Consider the following 20,426-nt stretch of genomic DNA (forward strand, 5'->3'; position numbering starts at 1 on the left):
CAACACAGCTATCAGGATGTGACCATGACCAGCACCGCCCACAGTCAGGTTGTACAAAAGCAATTCGGTGAACAGGCCGCCGCCTACCTGAGCAGCGCCGTTCACGCTCAAGGCACTGAATTTGCGCTGCTGCAGGCTGAACTGGCGGGGCAGGGCGAGGCGCGGGTGCTGGATCTGGGTTGCGGCGCCGGGCACGTGAGTTTTCACGTTGCCCCGTTGGTGAAAGAAGTGGTGGCGTACGACCTGTCGCAGCAGATGCTCGACGTGGTCGCCGCCGCTGCGGTTGATCGCGGCTTGAGCAACGTGTCCACGGTCAACGGTGCTGCCGAGCGTCTGCCGTTTGCCGATGGCGAGTTCGATTTCGTGTTCAGCCGCTATTCGGCGCACCATTGGAGCGACCTCGGCGTGGCCTTGCGCGAAGTGCGTCGGGTGCTGAAACCGGGCGGCGTGGCGGCGTTCATCGATGTGCTGTCGCCGGGCAGTCCGCTGTTCGACACCTATTTGCAGAGCGTCGAAGTGCTGCGCGACACCAGTCATGTACGCGATTATTCGGCCGGTGAGTGGTTGCGCCAGGTCAGCGAAGCCGGTCTGCATACCCGCAGAACCACGCGTCAGCGCCTGCGTCTGGACTACAACAGCTGGGTCGAGCGCATGCGCACACCCGAAGTGATGCGCGCCGCGATCCGCCAGTTGCAGCAATCGATGGGCAACGAAGTGCGCGAATATTTTGAGATTGAGGCCGATGGTTCGTTCAGTACAGATGTACTGGTGCTCTGGGCTGAAAAGTAATCCTGAAACAATAAGTATTTTTCCGGGCGCGCCAGTCGATGGCGCACCGACTGAAGACACGAGGAAAGCATGAGCAAGCAGATTCTGATTCTCCCAGGCGACGGTATTGGTCCGGAAATCATGGCCGAAGCGGTCAAGGTGCTGGAACTGGCCAACGACAAGTACAGCCTGGGCTTCGAGCTGAGCCATGACGTGATCGGTGGCGCCGCCATCGACAAGCACGGCGTGCCGCTGGCCGACGAAACCCTCGAGCGTGCCCGCGCAGCCGACGCTGTGCTGCTGGGCGCCGTGGGCGGCCCGAAATGGGACACCATCGAGCGTGACATCCGCCCTGAGCGCGGCCTGCTGAAAATCCGTGCGCAACTGGGCCTGTTCGGCAACCTGCGTCCGGCGATCCTGTACCCGCAACTGGCTGACGCTTCGAGCCTGAAGCCGGAAATCGTTGCCGGCCTGGACATCCTGATCGTCCGTGAGCTGACCGGCGGCATCTATTTCGGCGCGCCGCGTGGCACCCGTACCCTGGAAAACGGCGAGCGTCAGTCCTACGACACGCTGCCGTACAGCGAAAGCGAAATCCGCCGTATCGCCCGTGTCGGTTTCGACATGGCCCGCGTGCGTGGCAAGAAGCTGTGCTCGGTGGACAAGGCCAACGTACTGGCGTCCAGCCAACTGTGGCGTGAAGTGGTCGAGCAGGTCGCCAAGGATTACCCGGACGTCGAGCTGAGCCACATGTACGTCGACAACGCCGCCATGCAACTGGTGCGTGCGCCGAAGCAGTTCGACGTGATCGTCACCGACAACATGTTCGGCGACATCCTGTCCGACGAAGCGTCGATGCTCACCGGTTCCATCGGCATGCTGCCGTCGGCCTCGCTGGACGCCAACAACAAGGGCATGTACGAGCCTTGCCACGGTTCGGCGCCGGACATCGCCGGCAAAGGCATCGCCAACCCGCTGGCAACCATTCTGTCGGTGTCGATGATGCTGCGTTACAGCTTCAATCTGCACGAAGCGGCGGATGCCATCGAGAAAGCGGTCAGCGTGGTGCTGGATCAAGGTCTGCGCACCGGCGACATCTTTTCGACCGGTTGCACTAAAGTCGGTACGCAGGAAATGGGTGACGCAGTAGTCGCCGCGCTGCGGAATCTGTAATCTCTCGGGCCCGCTGCGAAATTCAATACAAAGCAGCGGCCCACTTTTCAAGAAGGTGTAGTTGCGATGAAACGTGTAGGTCTGATCGGTTGGCGCGGCATGGTCGGTTCCGTGCTCATGCAGCGGATGCTGGAAGAGCAGGATTTCGATCTTATCGAGCCGGTGTTTTTCACCACTTCCAATGTCGGTGGCCAAGGCCCGTCCGTGGGCAAGGACATTGCTCCGCTCAAGGACGCTTACAGCATTGAAGAGCTGAAGACCCTCGACGTGATCCTGACCTGCCAGGGCGGCGACTACACCAGCGAAGTGTTCCCGAAGCTGCGCGAAGCCGGCTGGCAGGGTTACTGGATCGACGCGGCCTCGAGCCTGCGGATGAACGACGACGCCGTCATCATCCTCGACCCGGTCAACCGCAAGGTCATCGACCAGCAGCTCGACGCGGGCACCAAGAACTACATCGGCGGCAACTGCACTGTCAGCCTGATGCTGATGGGCCTGGGCGGTCTGTTCGAGGCCGGTCTGGTCGAGTGGATGAGCGCCATGACCTATCAGGCGGCGTCCGGTGCCGGCGCGCAGAACATGCGTGAACTGATCAAGCAGATGGGCGCGACCCACGCCGCTGTCGCCGATCAACTGGCTGATCCTGCCAGCGCGATCCTCGACATCGACCGCCGTGTTGCCGAAGCCATGCGCAGCGACGCGTACCCGACCGAAAACTTCGGCGTACCGCTGGCCGGCAGCCTGATCCCGTGGATCGACAAGGAACTGCCGAACGGCCAGAGCCGTGAAGAGTGGAAGGCCCAGGCCGAGACCAACAAGATCCTCGGTCGCTTCAAGAGCCCGATCCCGGTCGACGGCATCTGCGTGCGCATCGGCGCCATGCGTTGCCACAGCCAGGCGCTGACCATCAAGCTGAACAAAGATGTGCCGATCGCCGACATCGAAGGGCTGATCAGCCAGCACAACCCTTGGGTCAAACTGGTGCCTAACCAGCGCGAAATCAGCATGCAGGAGCTGAGCCCGACGAAAGTCACCGGCACCCTGAACGTACCGGTCGGTCGTCTGCGCAAGCTGAACATGGGTTCGCAGTTCGTCGGTGCTTTCACCGTCGGCGACCAACTGCTGTGGGGCGCGGCCGAACCGCTGCGCCGCATGCTGCGGATCCTGCTTGAGCGTTGATCGCTTGATGCAATGAAAGAACCCGCGCCTTGCAAGAGGCGCGGGTTTTTTTGTACCTGTTGATCGTTCCCACGCTCTGCGTGGGAATGCAGCCATGGACGCTCCGCGTCCGCTCTTCGTGGCGGGCGCGAATTGCCTGTGTGCGACTCACCCGGTAAAGTGCCGCTCCCCCCGTTTCGCCAGAGGTAGCAACATGACCCAGACCCTTGATATTGCCGTGATCGGCGCCACCGGTACTGTCGGCGAAACCCTCGTGCAGATTCTCGAAGAGCGCGATTTCCCGGTCGGCACGTTGCACCTGCTGGCCAGCAACGAATCCGCGGGCAGCTCGGTGCTGTTTCGCAACAAGAACGTGCGCGTGCGCGAAGTCGACGAGTTCGATTTCAGCAAGGTCAAGCTTGCGTTCTTTGCCGCCGGCCCGGCCATCACTTTGAGTTACGCCGCCCGTGCGCATGCGGCAGGTTGCTCGCTGGTTGATTTGTCTGGCGCCTTGCCGGCGGATCAGGCGCCGCAAGTGGTGCCGGAAGCCAATGCCGATGTGCTGGCCGGTTTGAAAGTACCGTTCCAGGTCAGCAGCCCGAGCCCGTCGGCTACTACGTTGGCTGTGGTGCTGGCGCCGCTGCTCGATCTGATCGAGCTGCAATACGTGCATGTCACCGCCAATCTGGCGGTTTCCGCCCAAGGCCGCGAAGCCGTGACCGAGCTGGCGCGCCAGACCGCCGAACTGCTGAACATGCGTCCGCTGGAGCCGACTTTCTTCGACCGGCAGATGGCTTTCAACCTGCTGGCTCAGGTTGGTACGCCGGACACGCAGGGCCATACGCTGCTGGAAAAACGTCTGGTTCGCGAGCTGCGTCAGGTGCTGGCCAAGCCTTTATTAAAGATTTCCGCAACTTGCGTTCAAGCCCCGGTGTTTTTTGGCGATAGCTTTAGCGTGACCTTGCAGTCAGCGAGCGCGGTCGACCTGGAAAAGGTCAATGCTGCGCTTGAAGAGGCCGAGGGTATCGAGCTGGTCGAGGCCGGCGATTATCCAACCGCCGTCGGTGACGCGGTGGGGCAGGACGTGGTCTACGTCGGGCGCGTGCGTGCCGGTGTCGACGAACCGTCGGAACTTAATCTGTGGCTGACGTCAGATAACGTACGCAAAGGTGCGGCCCTCAACGCCGTGCAGGTCGCCGAGTTGTTGATAAAAGACCTGCTGTAAAAGATACTTGGCAACAATTTGTCGACTGATTCTAGGCGAGCGCTATGCTTGGCCGGAGCACTCGATGACGTGTCACCCTCCGGGACTTTCCGGGGCATCAAAGAAATGATCGCGCGCGGCATGCTGTCGTCGTCGCGCGCAATGCCTTACGGCAGCGACAATCAATATCTTCTCGCTGGCCGAGGAACGTTCAAACAAAGGAAGAGGCTATGGTTCAAGTTCGCAAACTGGTGTTAGCAATAGCGGCCGCCTCGGCGCTGTCCTCCGGTATGGCGCATGCCCTCGGGCTCGGGGAGCTGACCCTGAAGTCGACCCTGAACCAGCCGCTGGTGGCGGAAATCGAGCTGCTCGATGTCAAGGATCTGACCGCTGCCGAAGTGGTGCCGAGCCTGGCCTCGCCCGAAGATTTCGCCAAGGCCGGCGTCGATCGCCAGGCCTTCCTCAATGATCTGACTTTCACCCCGGTGCTCAACGCCAGCGGCAAAAGCGTGCTGCGCGTAACGTCGAGCAAGCCGCTGTCGGAACCGATGGTGAAATTCCTCGTGCAGGTGATGTGGCCGAACGGCCGTCTGCTGCGTGATTACAGCGTGCTGCTGGATCCGTCGAAGTTCTCGCCGCAGACCGCTGACGCCGCCGCTCAACCAGCGCCAGCGCAAACCATCACCGCACCGACCACCGGCGCCACGCATTCGACCCACACCACCACGCCGCGCGACACCCTGTGGGAAATCGCCGCCAAGGCGCGCACTGGCGGTTCGGTGCAGCAGACCATGCTGGCGATCCAGGCTTTGAACCCGGACGCGTTCATCGGCGGCAACATCAACCGCCTGAAAACCGGTCAGGTGCTGCGTCTTCCGGATCAGGTGCAAAGCACCGCAATGCCGCAGTCCAAGGCGATTGCCGAAGTGGCGGCGCAGAACGAAGCCTGGCGTCAGGGCCGTCGTTATGTGGCCAAGCCGGGCACCGGTCAGCAGCAACTCGATGCGACCAATCGTGGTCGCGCCAATACCGCTGCTGCGCAAAACGCCAAGGACAACCTGAGCCTGGTGTCCGCCGAAAGCGCCAAGGCGCGTGGCAAGGGCCCGGCCGGCGATGCCAAGGCCCTGAGCAACAAGCTGGCGGTCACTCAGGAAAGTCTCGACACCACCCGTCGTGACAACGAAGAACTGAAAAGCCGCATGGCCGATCTGCAAAGTCAGCTGGACAAGCTGCAACGCCTGATCGAGCTGAAGAACAATCAACTGGCGAAAATGCAGGCCGAAGGTTCGGGCGCTGCTCCAGCCACCGCGACTGCGCCAGTAGTGCCGGCGATCACCGCGGAACTGGCGGCCACGCCGCCGGCTACTCCGGCAGAGGCGGCCCCGGCCGCACCTGCGCCTGAGGCTGCTGCTCCGGCACCGGTCGAGCCGGTTGTCGAGCCTGTGGTTGAAACGACGTCCGCCGCCGATGACGAGAAAACCTTCAACGAACTGCTGACCAATCCGATCCTGCTGGGTCTGGTCGGTGGCGGCGCAGTGGTTCTGCTGCTCCTGCTGTTGCTGCTGGCCCGTCGCCGCAAGGCGCAACAGGAAGCCGAAAAACACCTGCGCATGGCCCGTGCGCTGGAGGAGCAATCCTTCTCCCAGGACCTCGATCTGCCGGAAAGCAGCTTTGAAGGTCTGGAAGTGCCAGCCGCCAGCGTCAAGCTGACCCCGGCCCCGGCCCCGGCCCCGGCTCCTGCCGCCGCTGCTGCTGTAGTTGCTCCAGTCGTGATGGCCGAGCCGATCGCCGCGCCGCTGGTGGCACCGGCCGCCGAGCGTTCCGACGACGTGCTGGACAAGGCGCAGTCGCACATCGATGGCGGTCGTCTGAATCAAGCCGCCGCGTTGCTGGAGGAGGGCGTGAGCCTGGAGCCGCAGCGCAGCGATCTGCGTCTGAAGCTGATGGAAGTCTACGGTCGCCAGGGTGATCGCGATGCCTTCGTCGGTCAGGAGCGTCAACTGGTTGCCAATGGCGACAACTTCGCCAAGGTCGAAGAGCTGAAAAGCCGCTTCCCGGCCATGGCGGTCGTTGCGGCCAGCGGTCTGGCGGCAGCGGCGATTGCCGCCGAGCTGGACGAGGATTACGTCAAGGAGCTGTTGCTCGACGAGCCTGAGGCTCCTGTTGCGGCAGATGACGAACTGGACAGCGCTTTCGACCTGAGCCTCGACGATCTCGACAACATCACGCCGGTTGAGCCTGTGGCGGCTGTCGAGCCGGAAGCACCGGTCGAGCTGGACGCGTTCCCGACTGACGACGACCTGAGCTTCGAGTCGGTGCTGCAACAGCAGACCGACATCAAGGAAAACCTCGACGACCTGTCGGACTTCGACCTGGATCTGGACCTCGGCGCCGATCCGGCGCCTGCGCCGGTCGAGTTGGCAGACGATGACTTCCTGCTGGATCTGGACGAGGGCGTGAAGGATCTGCCGCTGGTCGAAACCCCAACCGTGGCCGACGTGCCGCAGGACGATCTGGAGCTGCCAGCCGATTTCGACCTGTCCCTGGCTGACGAAATGGACGCGGCGCCTGCCGAGCCGGATGCGTTCGCCGCCGAACTGGACGACGTCAACGCCGAACTGGATCGTCTGTCGAGCAGTATCAACGAGCCAAGCTTCACCGAAGCTGATGCCGCGTTGGGCGATGATCTGGGTGAGGATGACTTCGACTTCCTGTCCGGGACCGACGAAGCCGCGACCAAGCTCGATCTGGCTCAGGCCTACATCGACATGGGCGACAACGACGGCGCGCGCGACATCCTCAATGAAGTCATCAGCGAGGGGAACGACAAGCAGAAGAGCGAAGCGAGCGAAATGCTTTCGCATCTGGCCTGAGTCGGCATTCAGCGGTAAACAAAACGGCAGCCCATGAGGCTGCCGTTTTTGTTTGGGTCTGGTTTCCCCGTCCCGCCGCCTTATAATGCCCGCCTTTGTAGATCAGCAGGCTGTACCGACTTGGCAAACATAGATAACCCGGCCGCCGAAATGGCACCCGAAGGCTTTTTCCGCGTCGCGTTGGGCGTTGAATACAAGGGCTCGCGCTACAGCGGCTGGCAGCGCCAGTCCACCGGTGTGCTCACCGTGCAGGAAACCCTGGAAAAAGCCCTGTCGAAGGTCGCCGACTCGCCGATCTCGCTGCAATGTGCCGGGCGCACGGACGCCGGTGTGCATGCCTGCGGGCAGGTGGTGCATTTCGATACTCAGGTCGACCGTTCGCTGAAAGCCTGGGTCATGGGCGCCAACATCAATCTGCCCCACGACATCAGCGTCAGTTGGGCGAAGGTCATGCCGGCGCATTTCCATGCGCGATTCAAGGCGATTGCAAGGCGCTATCGCTACGTGATCTACAACGATCAGATCCGCCCGGCGCATCTCAACGAAGAAATCACCTGGAATCACCGTCCGCTGGACGTCGAGCGCATGGCCGAAGCCGCGCAGTATCTGATCGGTACCCATGATTTCAGTGCGTTCCGTGCCGGCCAGTGCCAGGCCAAGTCGCCGATCAAGAAGATGCATCACCTGCGCGTGACCCGTCACGGCAAAATGATCGTTCTGGATATCCGCGCCAATGCGTTCCTGCATCACATGGTTCGCAACATTGCCGGCGTGCTGATGACCATCGGTGCCGGCGAGCGGCCCGTGGAGTGGATGAAAGAAGTGCTGGAGAGCCGCGAGCGGCGTTCCGGCGGGGTCACGGCGCATCCGTTCGGCCTGTATCTGGTACAGGTCGAGTACCACGACGAGTTCCCGTTGCCCGAGCGTTTCATCGGGCCACATTTCCTTACGGGTTTCTCGGAACTTGACGGCTGACGCCCTCGAACGCATTTGTTACCATCCGGGACTTTCTCGGATTTGCCTTGGGGTTTTTATCGACATGTCAGCCGTTCGCAGCAAGATTTGCGGGATTACCCGCATAGAAGATGCGTTGGCAGCCGTCGAGGCCGGGGCCGATGCCATCGGTTTTGTGTTCTACGCTAAAAGTCCCCGGGCCGTGACCGTGCAGCAGGCGCGGGCGATCATCGCCGCCTTGCCGCCGTTCGTGACCACGGTCGGGTTGTTCGTCAATGCCAGCCGCTGCGAGCTCGGGGAAATCCTCGATGCCGTGCCGCTTGATCTGTTGCAGTTCCACGGCGACGAAACCGCCGCCGACTGCGAAGGCTGGCACCGGCCGTACATCAAGGCCTTGCGGGTCAAGGCCGGCGATGACATCGCCGCCGCTTGCAACGCCTATCCGAGCGCCAGCGGTGTGCTGCTCGACACTTATGTCGAAGGCGTGCCCGGCGGAACCGGCGAGGCGTTCGACTGGTCATTGATTCCGCAAGGCTTGAGCAAACCGTTGATTCTGGCCGGCGGCCTGACGCCGGAGAACGTCGCCGATGCGATCGCCCGGGTGCGGCCGTATGCCGTGGATGTCAGCGGCGGGGTAGAGGCGAGCAAGGGCATCAAGGATCACGCAAAGATTCGTGCATTCATCAACGCCGTACGCTGATGTGACGGCTGGCAGACTGCCGCCGTCCACAGCTCTGTAGAAAAGAGGCTGAGGGTCTTTTCGGGGTGTACGCAGGTCATTTCCGCTGACCCGGCAGCCCGGCCGATCATCGCCACACATGAATTTAGCTGAAGGGCATACGCGGGGCCGCGAACCAGAGCGTTCGGGCCGCCGGTACTGGAGAAAGAAAGCATGAGCAACTGGTTGGTAGACAAGCTGATCCCTTCGATCATGCGTTCCGAGGTCAAGAAGAGCTCGGTCCCTGAAGGTCTGTGGCACAAATGCCCGTCCTGCGAGGCTGTGCTGTATCGTCCGGAGCTGGAAAAGACCCTGGACGTTTGCCCTAAGTGCAACCACCACATGCGCATCGGCGCACGTGCGCGCATCGACATCTTCCTGGACGCCGAAGGCCGTGCCGAACTGGGCGCCGACCTGGAGCCGGTTGACCGTCTGAAATTCCGCGACGGCAAGAAGTACAAGGACCGTCTGGTCGCTGCCCAGAAGCAGACCGGCGAGAAAGACGCACTGGTTTCCATGAGCGGCACCCTGCTGGGCATGCCTGTCGTGGTTTCGGCGTTCGAATTCAGCTTCATGGGCGGATCCATGGGCGCCATCGTCGGTGAGCGCTTCGTACGCGCCGCCAACTACGCGCTGGAAAACCGTTGCCCGATGGTCTGCTTCTCCGCCTCCGGTGGCGCGCGGATGCAGGAAGCCCTGATCTCGCTGATGCAGATGGCCAAGACTTCGGCTGTGCTGGCGCGTCTGCGTGAAGAAGGCATTCCGTTCATCTCCGTGCTGACCGACCCGGTCTACGGCGGCGTTTCCGCCAGTCTGGCGATGCTGGGCGACGTGATCGTCGGCGAGCCTAAAGCCCTGATCGGCTTCGCCGGTCCACGCGTGATCGAGCAGACCGTGCGCGAAAAACTGCCGGAAGGCTTCCAGCGCAGCGAGTTCCTGCTGGAGCACGGTGCAATCGACCTGATCATCGACCGTCGCGAACTGCGTCCGCGTCTGGGCAACCTGCTGGCGCAACTGACCGGCAAGCCGACCCCGACCTTCGTTGCCGCGCCGATCGAGCCGATCGTCGTTCCGCCGGTGCCTGCCAACGTATGACCGAGCGCACCCTTGGCGAGTGGCTCGCCTACCTTGAACAGTTGCATCCATCGGCCATCGACATGGGGCTGGAGCGTTCGCAACAGGTAGCGTCCCGCATGGGACTGGGCCAGCCGGCGCCTCGGGTGATTACGGTCACCGGCACCAACGGCAAGGGTTCGACCTGCGCTTTCGTAGCTTCATTGCTGCGGGCGCAGGGCCTGAGCGTCGGTGTCTACAATTCTCCGCACCTGCTGCGTTACAACGAGCGGGTGCAGCTCAATGGCGTCGAAGCCACTGACGCGCAGCTGTGCGAAGCCTTCGCGGCGGTCGAGGCGGGGCGCGGCGACACTTCCCTGACTTACTTCGAAATGGGCACCCTGGCGGCGTTCTGGCTGTTTCAACAGGCCGGGCTCGATGCGGTGGTGCTGGAAGTCGGTCTGGGCGGGCGTCTGGACACGGTCAACGTGGTCGATGCCGATATCGCGCTGGTCACCAGCATCGGTGTCGATCACGCCGACTACCTGGGCAATACCCGCGAATCGGTGGCCTTCGAGAAGGCCGGGATTTTCCGTCAGGGCAAACCTGCGCTGTGCGGCGATCTGAATCCTCCACAACCCCTGCTGGACAAGGCGCGCGAGCTTGCTTGCCCGTTCTTCCTGCGCGGGCGTGATTTCGATCTGGGTATCACGGATCAATTCTGGCAGTGGCGCGGCACTAATGCTGACGGTCAGGTCGTCGAGTTGCGTGATTTGCCGCTGCTTGATCTGCCGATGGAGAACGCCGCGCTGGCGTTGCAGGCTTATCTGCTGCTCGGTTTGCCATGGGATGCCAAACAGATTGTTGCGGCGTTGCAGGCGACTCGCGTGGTCGGTCGCCTGGATCGTCGTTCGTTCGAATGGAACGGCAAGCGCTTGAACCTGCTGCTGGACGTTGGCCATAACCCGCATGCGGCGGAGTATCTGGCGCGGCGTCTGGCTGCGCGTCCACCGGTCGGCAAGCGTCTGGCGGTGTTCGGCCTGTTGGCGGACAAGGATCTGGACGGTGTCATCGGTGAATTGAATGCCAGCGTCCAGCATTGGGCGGTGGCGCCGCTGGATTCGCCGCGTGCGCGTCCGGTGGCTGAATTGAATGTTGCACTGCAGAACCTTGGCGCGTCGGTCACGTCTTATGACAGTGTGGCGGCTGCGCTGGAAGGGCAGTGTGCAGTGGCCACCAGCGACGACGAGATCTTGCTGTTCGGATCATTTTATTGTGTCGCCGAGGCCCTCGAATGGCTGTCTCGGCGCTCCACGGAGGAAGCGGCAAATGGCTTTGCTGGATAAAGCGTACAAACAGCGCATGGTCGGTGCCCTGGTGCTGGTGGCGCTGGCGGTGATTTTCCTGCCGATGCTGTTTTCCCGTCAGGATGAGCAGCGTCAGGTAACCGTCGATGCGCCGGCCGCACCGCAGGCGCCTGCCGTGGCGCAGATCCAGATGGAAACCGTGGCCGTGCCCGAGCCGCAGGTTCTGCCGCAAGAGCCAGTGCCGAGCGATGACGAAGTCGCCGAGCAGGCTGCGCCAGCGGCACCGATTGCTTCCGCCGCGCCAGCCCCGGCTCCGGCGCCTGTAGCCAAACCGGTTGCACCGACGCCTGCTCCAGCTCCCGTGGTCAAGCCAACCACGGCCCCGGCCCAGCCGATCGCTGCGCTGTCTGCCAAACCCGATACCACTCAAAGCCGCGTCGATGCCAATGGCCTGTCGGTGAGCTGGTCGGTGCAACTGGCCAGTCTGTCGAGCCGTGCCAGCGCTGAAAGCCTGCAGAAAACCCTGCGCAGCCAGGGCTATAACGCTTACATCCGTTCCGCCGATGGCAAGAACCGGGTGTTCGTCGGCCCGCTGATCGAGCGCGCCGAAGCCGATCGTCTGCGCGATCTGTTGAGCCGCCAGCAGAACCTCAAGGGGTTTGTGGTGCGCTTCCAGCCCGAGCGTGGCTGAAATCTATCGCCCCGATTGAAATGCACTGACATTCGCAGCTTACCGACAGCCCTGCGCTCTGCTAAAATGCGCCGCCTTATCCGTCTGTAGGCTGCACTGTGCCATTTACCTGGGTTGACTGGGCGATCGTTGCAATCATCGCCATCTCCGCTTTGATCAGTTTGAGCCGCGGCTTCGTCAAAGAAGCATTGTCGCTGGTGACCTGGATCATCGCAGGAGCCGTTGCCTGGATGTTCGGTGGTTCACTGTCCGAGTACCTCGCCGGATACATTCAAACACCGTCGGCTCGTGTGATCACGGGCTGTGCCATCATGTTTGTCGCCACACTGATCGTGGGCGCAATGATCAATTATCTTATCGGCGAGTTGGTTCGCGTCACCGGGTTGTCCGGGACCGATCGATTCCTCGGCATGGCCTTCGGCGCTGCGCGTGGCGTGTTGCTGGTGGTTGTGGCGGTCGGGCTGTTGAGCCTGGGGCCGGTACAGCAGGACGGGTGGTGGAAAGAATCACAGCTCGTGCCAAAGTTTCTATTGGTCGCAGACTGGTCCAAGAACCTGATTCTCGGGTGGAGCAGTCAGTGGCTTGCCAGCGGAATCAGCGTACCCGCTGATATTCCGTTCAAGGAGCAACTCTTGCCGTCGGCCAAAACGCCTCAGTGAGTGTTGTTCAGTTCAGATCCATTAAGTAGGGGTTGCGTCGCATGTGTGGCATCGTCGGTATCGTCGGTAAGTCGAACGTCAATCAGGCGCTGTATGACGCGCTAACCGTGCTCCAGCACCGCGGCCAGGACGCTGCCGGTATCGTGACCAGCCATGATGGCCGGTTGTTCTTGCGCAAGGACAATGGCCTGGTGCGTGACGTGTTTCAACAGCGTCACATGCAGCGCCTGGTCGGCCACATGGGTATCGGCCACGTCCGTTACCCGACTGCCGGCAGCTCGACGTCGGCCGAGGCTCAGCCGTTTTACGTCAACTCGCCGTACGGCATCACCCTGGCGCACAACGGTAACCTGACCAACGTTGAGCAGTTGGCAAAAGAGATCTACGAATCCGATCTGCGTCACGTCAACACCAGTTCCGACTCGGAAGTGCTGCTGAACGTGTTCGCCCACGAGCTGGCTCAGCGCGGCAAGCTGCAACCAACCGAAGAAGACGTGTTTGCCGCCGTGACCGACGTGCATAACCGTTGCGTCGGTGGTTACGCGGTCGTGGCGATGGTGACCGGTTACGGCATCGTCGGTTTCCGTGACCCGCACGGCATCCGCCCGATCGTGTTCGGCCAGCGTCACACCGACGAAGGCGTCGAGTACATGATCGCTTCCGAAAGCGTTTCGCTTGACGTGCTCGGTTTCACCCTGATCCGCGACCTGGCGCCGGGCGAAGCGGTCTACATCACTGAAGACGGCAAGCTGCACACCCGTCAGTGCGCGACGAATCCGTCCCTGACCCCGTGCATTTTCGAACACGTCTACCTGGCGCGTCCGGACTCGATCATCGACGGCGTGTCGGTCTACAAGGCCCGTCTGCGCATGGGTGAGAAGCTGGCGGAGAAGATCCTGCGCGAGCGTCCTGAGCACGACATCGACGTGGTCATCCCGATTCCGGACACCAGCCGCACTGCCGCGCTGGAGCTGGCCAACCATCTGGGCGTGAAATTCCGCGAAGGTTTCGTCAAGAACCGTTATATCGGCCGTACCTTCATCATGCCCGGCCAGGCCGCGCGCAAGAAATCGGTACGCCAGAAGCTCAACGCCATCGAACTGGAATTCCGCGGCAAGAACGTGATGCTGGTGGATGACTCGATCGTTCGCGGCACCACCTGCAAGCAGATCATCCAGATGGCCCGCGAAGCTGGCGCGAAAAACGTCTACTTCTGCTCGGCGGCTCCGGCTGTGCGCTTCCCGAACGTGTACGGCATCGACATGCCGAGCGCTCATGAGCTGATCGCACACAATCGTTCGACCCAGGATGTCGCTGACCTGATCGGCGCCGACTGGCTGATCTATCAGGACCTGCCTGACTTGATCGAAGCGGTCGGCGGCGGCAAGATCAAGATCGAAAACTTCGATTGCGCGGTGTTCGACGGCAAGTACGTCACCGGCGACGTCGACGAGGCTTACCTGAACAAGATCGAACAGGCACGCAACGATGCCTCGAAGGTCAAGACCCAGGCGGTCAGTGCGATCATCGATCTGTACAACAACTGAGTTTCAACCGGCCCTTAGGGGCCGGTTTTGTATCTGGCAAAAGACTTTTATTTATCGAGAACAGGGCAAGGAGTGACAGCATGAGTCAGGAATGGGATGCCGGTCGGCTGGACAGCGACCTCGAAGGCGTAGCGTTCGATACCCTGGCCGTACGTGCCGGTCAGCACCGTACGCCGGAAGGCGAGCACGGTGATCCGATGTTCTTCACTTCCAGCTACGTGTTCCGTACCGCCGCTGACGCCGCCGCACGGTTTGCCGGGGAAGTGCCGGGCAACGTTTACTCGCGTTACACCAACCCGACCGTTCGCTCGTTCGAAGAGCGAATTGCTGCGCTGGAAGGTGCCGAACAAGCCGTAGCCACGGCGACGGGCATGGCAGCGATCATGGCGGTGGTGATGAGCTTGTGCAGTGCCGGCGATCATGTGCTGGTGTCGCGCAGCGTGTTCGGCTCGACCATCAGCCTGTTCGAGAAGTACTTCAAGCGCTTCGGCGTGGAAGTTGATTACGTGCCGCTGGCCGATCTGTCGGCCTGGGATGCAGCGATCAAGTCCAGCACCAAATTGCTGTTCGTCGAGTCGCCGTCCAATCCGTTGGCTGAGCTGGTGGATATCACCGCGCTGTCGGAAATCGCGCACGCCAAGGGTGCGATGCTGGTGGTCGACAACTGCTTCTGCACGCCAGCGTTGCAGCAACCGCTGAAACTCGGCGCAGACATCGTCGTGCACTCTGCCACCAAGTTCATCGATGGCCAGGGCCGTTGCATGGGCGGCGTGGTTGCCGGTCGCAGCGAGCAGATGAAAGAAATCGTCGGTTTCCTGCGTACCGCCGGGCCGACCCTGAGCCCGTTCAACGCCTGGATCTTCCTCAAGGGTCTGGAAACCCTGAACCTGCGGATGAAGGCGCACTGCGCCAACGCCCAACAACTGGCCGAATGGCTGGAGCAGCAGGACGGTATCGAGAAGGTGCATTACGCCGGCCTCAAGAGCCATCCGCAGCACGAGCTGGCTCAGCGTCAGCAGAAGGGCTTCGGCGCCGTGGTGAGCTTTGAGGTCAAGGGCGGCAAAGAGGGCGCCTGGCGCTTCATCGATGCGACCCGTTTGATCTCGATCACCGCCAACCTGGGTGACAGCAAAACCACCATCACCCACCCGAGCACCACGTCTCACGGCCGTCTGGCGCCGCAGGAGCGTGAAGCGGCGGGGATTCGTGACAGCCTGATCCGCATTGCGGTCGGTCTGGAAGACGTCGCTGACCTGCAAGCCGACCTGTCGCGCGGTCTGGCGGCGTTGTGATCGAATTGTCTACGCCAAAGATTGGCACCCATGGCCGCGTTGCATTGGTCACGGGTGCCGCGCGCGGGATCGGTCTGGGTATCGCGGCATGGCTGATCAGCGAAGGCTGGCAGGTGGTGTTGACGGATCTGGACCGTGCGCGGGGTTCGAAAGTGGCGAAAGTGCTGGGCGAAAACGCCTGGTTCATCGCCATGGACGTTGCGGACGAAAGCCAGGTGGCGTTGGGTGTCGCTGAGGTGCTGGGACAGTTCGGTCGTCTGGATGCGTTGGTGTGCAATGCCGCCGTGGCCGATCCGCACAACATCACGCTGGAAAGCCTCGATCTGGCTTACTGGAATCGGGTGCTGGCGGTGAACCTTGGTGGGCCGATGTTGCTGGCCAAGCACTGCGCGCCGTATCTGCGTGCGCACAACGGGGCGATCGTCAATCTGGCCTCGACCCGTGCGGCGCAGTCGGAACCTGATACGGAAGCCTATGCGGCGAGCAAGGGTGGTTTGCTGGCGTTGACTCACGCGCTGGCGATCAGCTTGGGGCCGGAGATTCGCGTCAATGCGGTCAGTCCGGGCTGGATCGATGCGCGGGATCCATCCGCCCGGCGCGCGGAGCCGCTGACCGATACCGATCATGCCCAGCATCCTGCGGGCAGGGTAGGGACGGTCGAGGATGTGGCGGCGATGGTGGCGTGGTTGCTGTCGAAGAATGCAGGGTTTGTGACGGGGCAGGAATTCGTGGTCGATGGCGGCATGACCAAGAAGATGATTTATACGGAATGAAGCAATTTCGTCTTTTTTAGAAAAACTTCAATCCTGCTATTGACTTAGGTTCGCTACCTGCGTAAATTTCGCGGCCTCGGAGATGCAAACGGGTGATTAGCTCAGCTGGGAGAGCGTCTGCCTTACAAGCAGAATGTCGGCGGTTCGATCCCGTCATCACCCACCACTCCCGAGATACTTGCGTAAGCAAGAGCGTAGGCTGAAAGTGCCTGCACCGACGCGCAGCGGTAGTTCAGTCGGTTAGAATACCGGCCTGTCACGCCGGGGGTCGCGGGTTCGAGTCCCGTCCGCTGCGCCATATTTAACGAGTCAGACACTATCTGGTTCGCGATTGAAAAGCACCGAAGCTTTCAGTCAAACGAGTTACTTGAGCGTCAGCTCAAAGCGATACGCAGCGGTAGTTCAGTCGGTTAGAATACCGGCCTGTCACGCCGGGGGTCGCGGGTTCGAGTCCCGTCCGCTGCGCCATATCTGTTTCAAGGACCACTGAACGCCTTGAAACACCGAAAGCAACCTCTGGTTGATTCGGCATCGATAGCAAAGACCCTGGTCGAAAGACCGGGGTTTTTTGTGTCTGAAATTTGACCTTCCCCACATTCCTCCTCTGAAATCCAGCGATGATCGTCAGTCGTGGCTCGTTCGATGCCGCCCGGCAATCTCCCCTGCGTCCATGGGTCGCTGCGATGCGATGCCGCATTGATTTTTGATTCTTTGGTCAAATTTTTGTAACTGGTTGTTTGCTGCGAGCGCAGAAACCTTTAAAGTTAACCTTTCGGTCAGCTTTGCACTGTCATCATGCCCTTTGTTTAGCCAAAAAGGGCTTCTGCAAGACTCGAGATTCCCAGTAGATAACCAGAAGGGCGGATCCATAACCGCCCAGAGGATGATCCATGTCCAACCGTGAAATATCCCGGCGCTCGTTCCTTCAGGGCGGGCTGGTGGCGGGTGTGAGCGTTACGCTCACACCGCTCAGCAGTCAGGCGCTCGGTGCCTTGATGGAAAACAGCGTGACCGTGCCGTCCGAGCAGTGGCTCGGCAACAACGGCAAGGCGCGCCAGCGTAACGATGCCTTGTCCAAGGTCTGCGGCAGCAAGGTGTTTGCCCGCGACATCCGTTCCAAGGACATGCCGGGCTGGCCCCAGCAGCAAGGCCACGCCATGTTGCTGAAAACCATCAAGGCCGACCGCATCTACGACGGCTACGACCTGTCGTGGCTCGGCGCCGATCTGCAGCCTGATCGTATCGTTACCGCCGCCGACCTGGACAAGGACGGCATCGTGTTCCCTGAAGAGCACGCACCGGATCCTCTGCTGCCGGAAGGCAAAGTGCCGATGTTCATCGGCCACCCGGTCGCGATCCTGATCTGGAACGACTTCGAGCGTTTCCGTCAGGCCAAGAACAAACTCAAATTCAATGACAAAGCGATTCGTTACGGTGCGCAAGTTCCGTTCTACGAAGGCGATCCCTATGGCAGCTTCCGCTACGTGCGCGTCGGTGGCCCGACGTCGGCGGACGAAGACGAGTTCGCCAGCCTCAAGGATTCGATCCTGTTCCCGATGCTGAAGAACCGTCGCCCGGTGTGGAATTCCCAGCCGAACCTGCACGGCAACCTGACCGAACGCGGCCTGTTCTACGCCGACCGCATGAAAAAAGAGATCGACACCCCGCCGGACAACTGGCTGGTGTTCGACGAGCGCTACAAAACTCCGTCGATCGAACCTGCTGCGATGGAGCCGGACAACGGCAACGGCTGGTACGACCCGGCGACCAAGACCCTGCATTTCGTCGTCGCCACTCAGTGCCCGCTGGAAACCGCCACCGAGACCGCGAAGATGATCGGGCCGTCGCGTTTCGGCCTGGCGAACCTGAACATGCACCCGGGTTATACCGTCGGTTACGGTTCCAAGGACCACAATATTTTCGTCTACTACGCGGCCCTGGCGGCGTTGTACGGCGCAGGTGTGCCGATTCGCCTGGCCAACGACCGTTACGAGCAATTCCAGAGCGGCATCAAGCGCCACCCGTTCGACATCCGCTATCAGTTGGCGGTGGACAAGACCGATCACAGCTTCAAGATTTTCCGTGCCGAGATGAGCGTCGACGGTGGCGGTCGGATCAACTACAGCCCGTCGGTGGCCGCCGTTGGCGCTACTGCGGCGCAGTCGATCTACTACATGCCGCAGAACGACCTGCAGGTCACCGCGTACCATTCCCGCGCCGTTGAAGCGGGTTCGATGCGCGGCTACGGCACGCTGCAGAGCATGGCCTCCACCGAGATGATGGTCGACGAAATCGCCGATCGTCTTGGTGTCGATGCCATTGATCTGCGCCGCAAGAACGCGCTGCGCTCGGGGATGAAAAACACCCAGGGCGCGATCCCGGCCGGTGCGTTGCGCCTGCACGAGATTCTCGACAAGGCTTCGCTGCACGAAGTGTGGAAAAACCGCGACGCGATCAAGAAGCAGCGCGAAGCAGCAGACCCGGACAACTGGTATGGCGTGGGTTTCGCCATTTGCCAGAAAGACTTCGGCACCGGTTCCGAAGCGCCGATGGCCAGCATCGAGTTCACCGCTGACGGGCGCATCTCCCTGCGTCACATCGGCATCGAGATCGGCACCGGCATGTCCACCTCGCAAGCGTTGGTGGTGGCTGATTTCCTCGGCAGCGCGGCTCACGACGTGAAGACCGGCGAAACCGAGTGGGATGAGATGCAGCTGGTGACCGCCGGCAACCCTTACATCATGAGCCAGGCCGAGCAGGACAACTTCCTGCGTAACCCACGCTGGGTCGGCAAGCTGGCATCGGCCTCGTCCGCGACCAACTCCGCCTATTACTTCAGCCACGCCACCCGTGAAGCGGCGCGCGTGTTGTTCAACCACGGTCTGTGGCCGGCGGCGATGGAGATCTGGCGTCAGGGCCCATACGGCGGCCAAGCCAACCCTTACGTGGTGCGTCGCGAAGATGCGCATTGGGTCGACGGCAAACTGACCGCCAATGGCATGCAGCCACTGACCTTCGAAGAGCTCGCCAAGCGTGCTCACGAGCGCGGTCTGGTCACCGGCGCCACGGTCCACGGTTTCAACCGCTGGAGCTGGGCCGAAGCCGAATACAGCATCGACGGCGTGCGCGAGCGTCTGCCGCTCGACGGTCTGGCGGTGAAGTACGGTGACGGCGCCCCTAAGGCGAAGAAAGCGCAGATGACCAGCGCCGGTTTCCACCTGCTGGATCGGCAGAATATCGCCTATCCGGTAGTTCAGTTGAACAACGCCGCCGTGACTTACTACAGCCCGGTCGCAACGCTGGTCGAGTTGAAGGTCAACAAAGGTTCGGCAGAAGTCGAAGTGCTCAACCATCACTCGTGGCTGGAATGCGGCCGGGTGCTGGTCGAAGAACTGGTTCGTGGCCAGCTCGAAGGCGGGATCGCCATGGGCATCGGTCACGCCTTGATGGAAGAGATGCCGCTGTACGAAGGCGGGCCGGGGGAGGGTGACTGGAACTTCAACCGTTATCGCCTGCCGATGGCGCGGCATGTGGCGGTGTGGAAACAGACGTCGGAAATCCTGCCGCCGCTGTCCCCAAGCGACCCGTCCAAAGGCATCGCCGAAGTGGTGATGATCCCGGTGGTCGGTGCCATCGGTAACGCCGTGGCCCACGCCATCGGTAAACGTGTTCGCGATCTGCCAATCACTGCTGCGCGCATCAAGGAGGCCCTCAATGGCTAACCGTCCGCTTCAACTGACCCTCAACGGTCAATCCGTCGGTCCGGTGGACATCCCTGATGACCTGCCGATGATCGATTACCTGCACGAATACAAGAACCTCACGGGCTCGCGCCTGGGCTGCGGCCAAGGCATCTGCCACGCATGTGTGGTGATCGTCGACAACCCGGACGGCACCAGCGAAGAAGTGCGCACCTGCATCACTGGCGCGCATTACTTCGAGGGCAAGAATGTCCGCACCATCGAAGGCCACGCCAAGCGTGACGAGCAAGGCCAGGTCACCGAGCTGAACCCGATCCAGCAGCGTTTCGTCGACGAATTCGCCTTCCAGTGCAGCTACTGCGCGCCGGGCTTCGTCAACGCCGCGACCGTGCTGGTGGAAAAGCTGCAACGCCAGCCAATCGTCAAAAGCAAACTGGAGCAAGTCATCGAGGACAGCCTCGGCCATCACGTCTGCCGTTGTACCGGGTACGTGCGTTACTACAACGCCACCCGCAACGTGCTGACCGATCTCGGCCTGGTCAAGGAGGGCTAAGC

General features: G+C 61.6%; 16 protein-coding genes and 3 tRNA genes. All 19 read left to right on the top strand.

Annotated elements, in window-relative coordinates:
* Nucleotides 1–24 precede the first annotated feature (24 nt).
* Entirely contained in the window at nt 25–789 is a 765-nt protein-coding gene (locus LOY31_RS09980; protein ID WP_258713176.1) for a class I SAM-dependent methyltransferase, read from the top strand.
* Nucleotides 790–858: 69 nt separating this feature from the next.
* Nucleotides 859–1,941, top strand: a complete 1,083-nt coding sequence (gene leuB / locus LOY31_RS09985; RefSeq protein ID WP_007956449.1) for a 3-isopropylmalate dehydrogenase — start codon at nt 859–861, stop codon at nt 1,939–1,941.
* A 66-nt stretch (nt 1,942–2,007) separates the two neighbouring features.
* A complete protein-coding gene (gene asd, locus LOY31_RS09990; RefSeq protein ID WP_007956451.1) occupies nt 2,008–3,120 on the top strand; it encodes an aspartate-semialdehyde dehydrogenase in 1,113 nt (370 codons plus the stop codon).
* A 193-nt stretch (nt 3,121–3,313) separates the two neighbouring features.
* Nucleotides 3,314–4,324: an aspartate-semialdehyde dehydrogenase gene (locus tag LOY31_RS09995; protein ID WP_258713177.1), complete on the top strand. Its 1,011-nt coding sequence runs from the start codon at nt 3,314–3,316 to the stop codon at nt 4,322–4,324.
* 209 nt (nt 4,325–4,533) lie between these two features.
* Nucleotides 4,534–7,176: a FimV/HubP family polar landmark protein gene (locus tag LOY31_RS10000; RefSeq protein ID WP_258713178.1), complete on the top strand. Its 2,643-nt coding sequence runs from the start codon at nt 4,534–4,536 to the stop codon at nt 7,174–7,176.
* 150 nt (nt 7,177–7,326) lie between these two features.
* Nucleotides 7,327–8,151 carry a tRNA pseudouridine(38-40) synthase TruA gene (truA, locus tag LOY31_RS10005; protein WP_085607862.1) on the top strand — a complete coding sequence of 275 codons (825 nt, stop codon included), beginning with the start codon at nt 7,327–7,329 and terminating at the stop codon, nt 8,149–8,151.
* Between the two features lie 64 nt (nt 8,152–8,215).
* Nucleotides 8,216–8,830, top strand: a complete 615-nt coding sequence (locus LOY31_RS10010; RefSeq protein ID WP_007956456.1) for a phosphoribosylanthranilate isomerase — start codon at nt 8,216–8,218, stop codon at nt 8,828–8,830.
* Nucleotides 8,831–9,022: 192 nt separating this feature from the next.
* On the top strand, nt 9,023–9,943 hold the full coding sequence (gene accD / locus LOY31_RS10015) for an acetyl-CoA carboxylase, carboxyltransferase subunit beta (protein ID WP_007956457.1): 921 nt from the start codon (nt 9,023–9,025) through the stop codon (nt 9,941–9,943).
* A complete protein-coding gene (gene folC, locus LOY31_RS10020) occupies nt 9,940–11,247 on the top strand; it encodes a bifunctional tetrahydrofolate synthase/dihydrofolate synthase (protein WP_258713179.1) in 1,308 nt (435 codons plus the stop codon). The genes accD and folC overlap by 4 nt, the downstream gene beginning before the upstream one ends.
* Complete coding sequence (locus LOY31_RS10025) at nt 11,231–11,899, top strand: SPOR domain-containing protein (RefSeq protein ID WP_258713180.1); 669 nt, start codon at nt 11,231–11,233, stop codon at nt 11,897–11,899. Before folC ends, LOY31_RS10025 begins: the two co-directional genes overlap by 17 nt.
* Before the next feature lie 98 nt (nt 11,900–11,997).
* The gene (locus LOY31_RS10030) at nt 11,998–12,558 is read left to right on the top strand and encodes a CvpA family protein (protein ID WP_007956464.1); all 561 of its coding nucleotides are present in this window, start codon (nt 11,998–12,000) and stop codon (nt 12,556–12,558) included.
* Nucleotides 12,559–12,599: 41 nt separating this feature from the next.
* The gene (gene purF, locus LOY31_RS10035; RefSeq protein WP_007956466.1) at nt 12,600–14,105 is read left to right on the top strand and encodes an amidophosphoribosyltransferase; all 1,506 of its coding nucleotides are present in this window, start codon (nt 12,600–12,602) and stop codon (nt 14,103–14,105) included.
* A gap of 80 nt (nt 14,106–14,185) precedes the next feature.
* The gene (locus tag LOY31_RS10040; protein ID WP_258713181.1) at nt 14,186–15,397 is read left to right on the top strand and encodes an O-succinylhomoserine sulfhydrylase; all 1,212 of its coding nucleotides are present in this window, start codon (nt 14,186–14,188) and stop codon (nt 15,395–15,397) included.
* Nucleotides 15,394–16,170, top strand: coding sequence for an SDR family oxidoreductase (locus LOY31_RS10045; protein ID WP_007956470.1), 777 nt, complete (start codon nt 15,394–15,396; stop codon nt 16,168–16,170). Before LOY31_RS10040 ends, LOY31_RS10045 begins: the two co-directional genes overlap by 4 nt.
* A gap of 90 nt (nt 16,171–16,260) precedes the next feature.
* Nucleotides 16,261–16,336: transfer RNA gene (locus tag LOY31_RS10050), tRNA-Val, on the top strand.
* Nucleotides 16,337–16,391: 55 nt separating this feature from the next.
* A tRNA-Asp gene (locus LOY31_RS10055) sits at nt 16,392–16,468 on the top strand.
* A 93-nt stretch (nt 16,469–16,561) separates the two neighbouring features.
* Nucleotides 16,562–16,638, top strand: a tRNA-Asp gene (locus LOY31_RS10060).
* A 422-nt stretch (nt 16,639–17,060) separates the two neighbouring features.
* Nucleotides 17,061–19,892, top strand: coding sequence for a xanthine dehydrogenase family protein molybdopterin-binding subunit (locus LOY31_RS10065; protein ID WP_221534612.1), 2,832 nt, complete (start codon nt 17,061–17,063; stop codon nt 19,890–19,892).
* The gene (locus LOY31_RS10070) at nt 19,885–20,424 is read left to right on the top strand and encodes a (2Fe-2S)-binding protein (RefSeq protein ID WP_085607852.1); all 540 of its coding nucleotides are present in this window, start codon (nt 19,885–19,887) and stop codon (nt 20,422–20,424) included. The genes LOY31_RS10065 and LOY31_RS10070 overlap by 8 nt, the downstream gene beginning before the upstream one ends.
* Nucleotides 20,425–20,426: the final 2 nt, after the last annotated feature.

Source organism: Pseudomonas sp. B21-021 (assembly GCF_024749205.1).
Lineage (GTDB): Bacteria > Pseudomonadota > Gammaproteobacteria > Pseudomonadales > Pseudomonadaceae > Aquipseudomonas > Aquipseudomonas paraglycinae.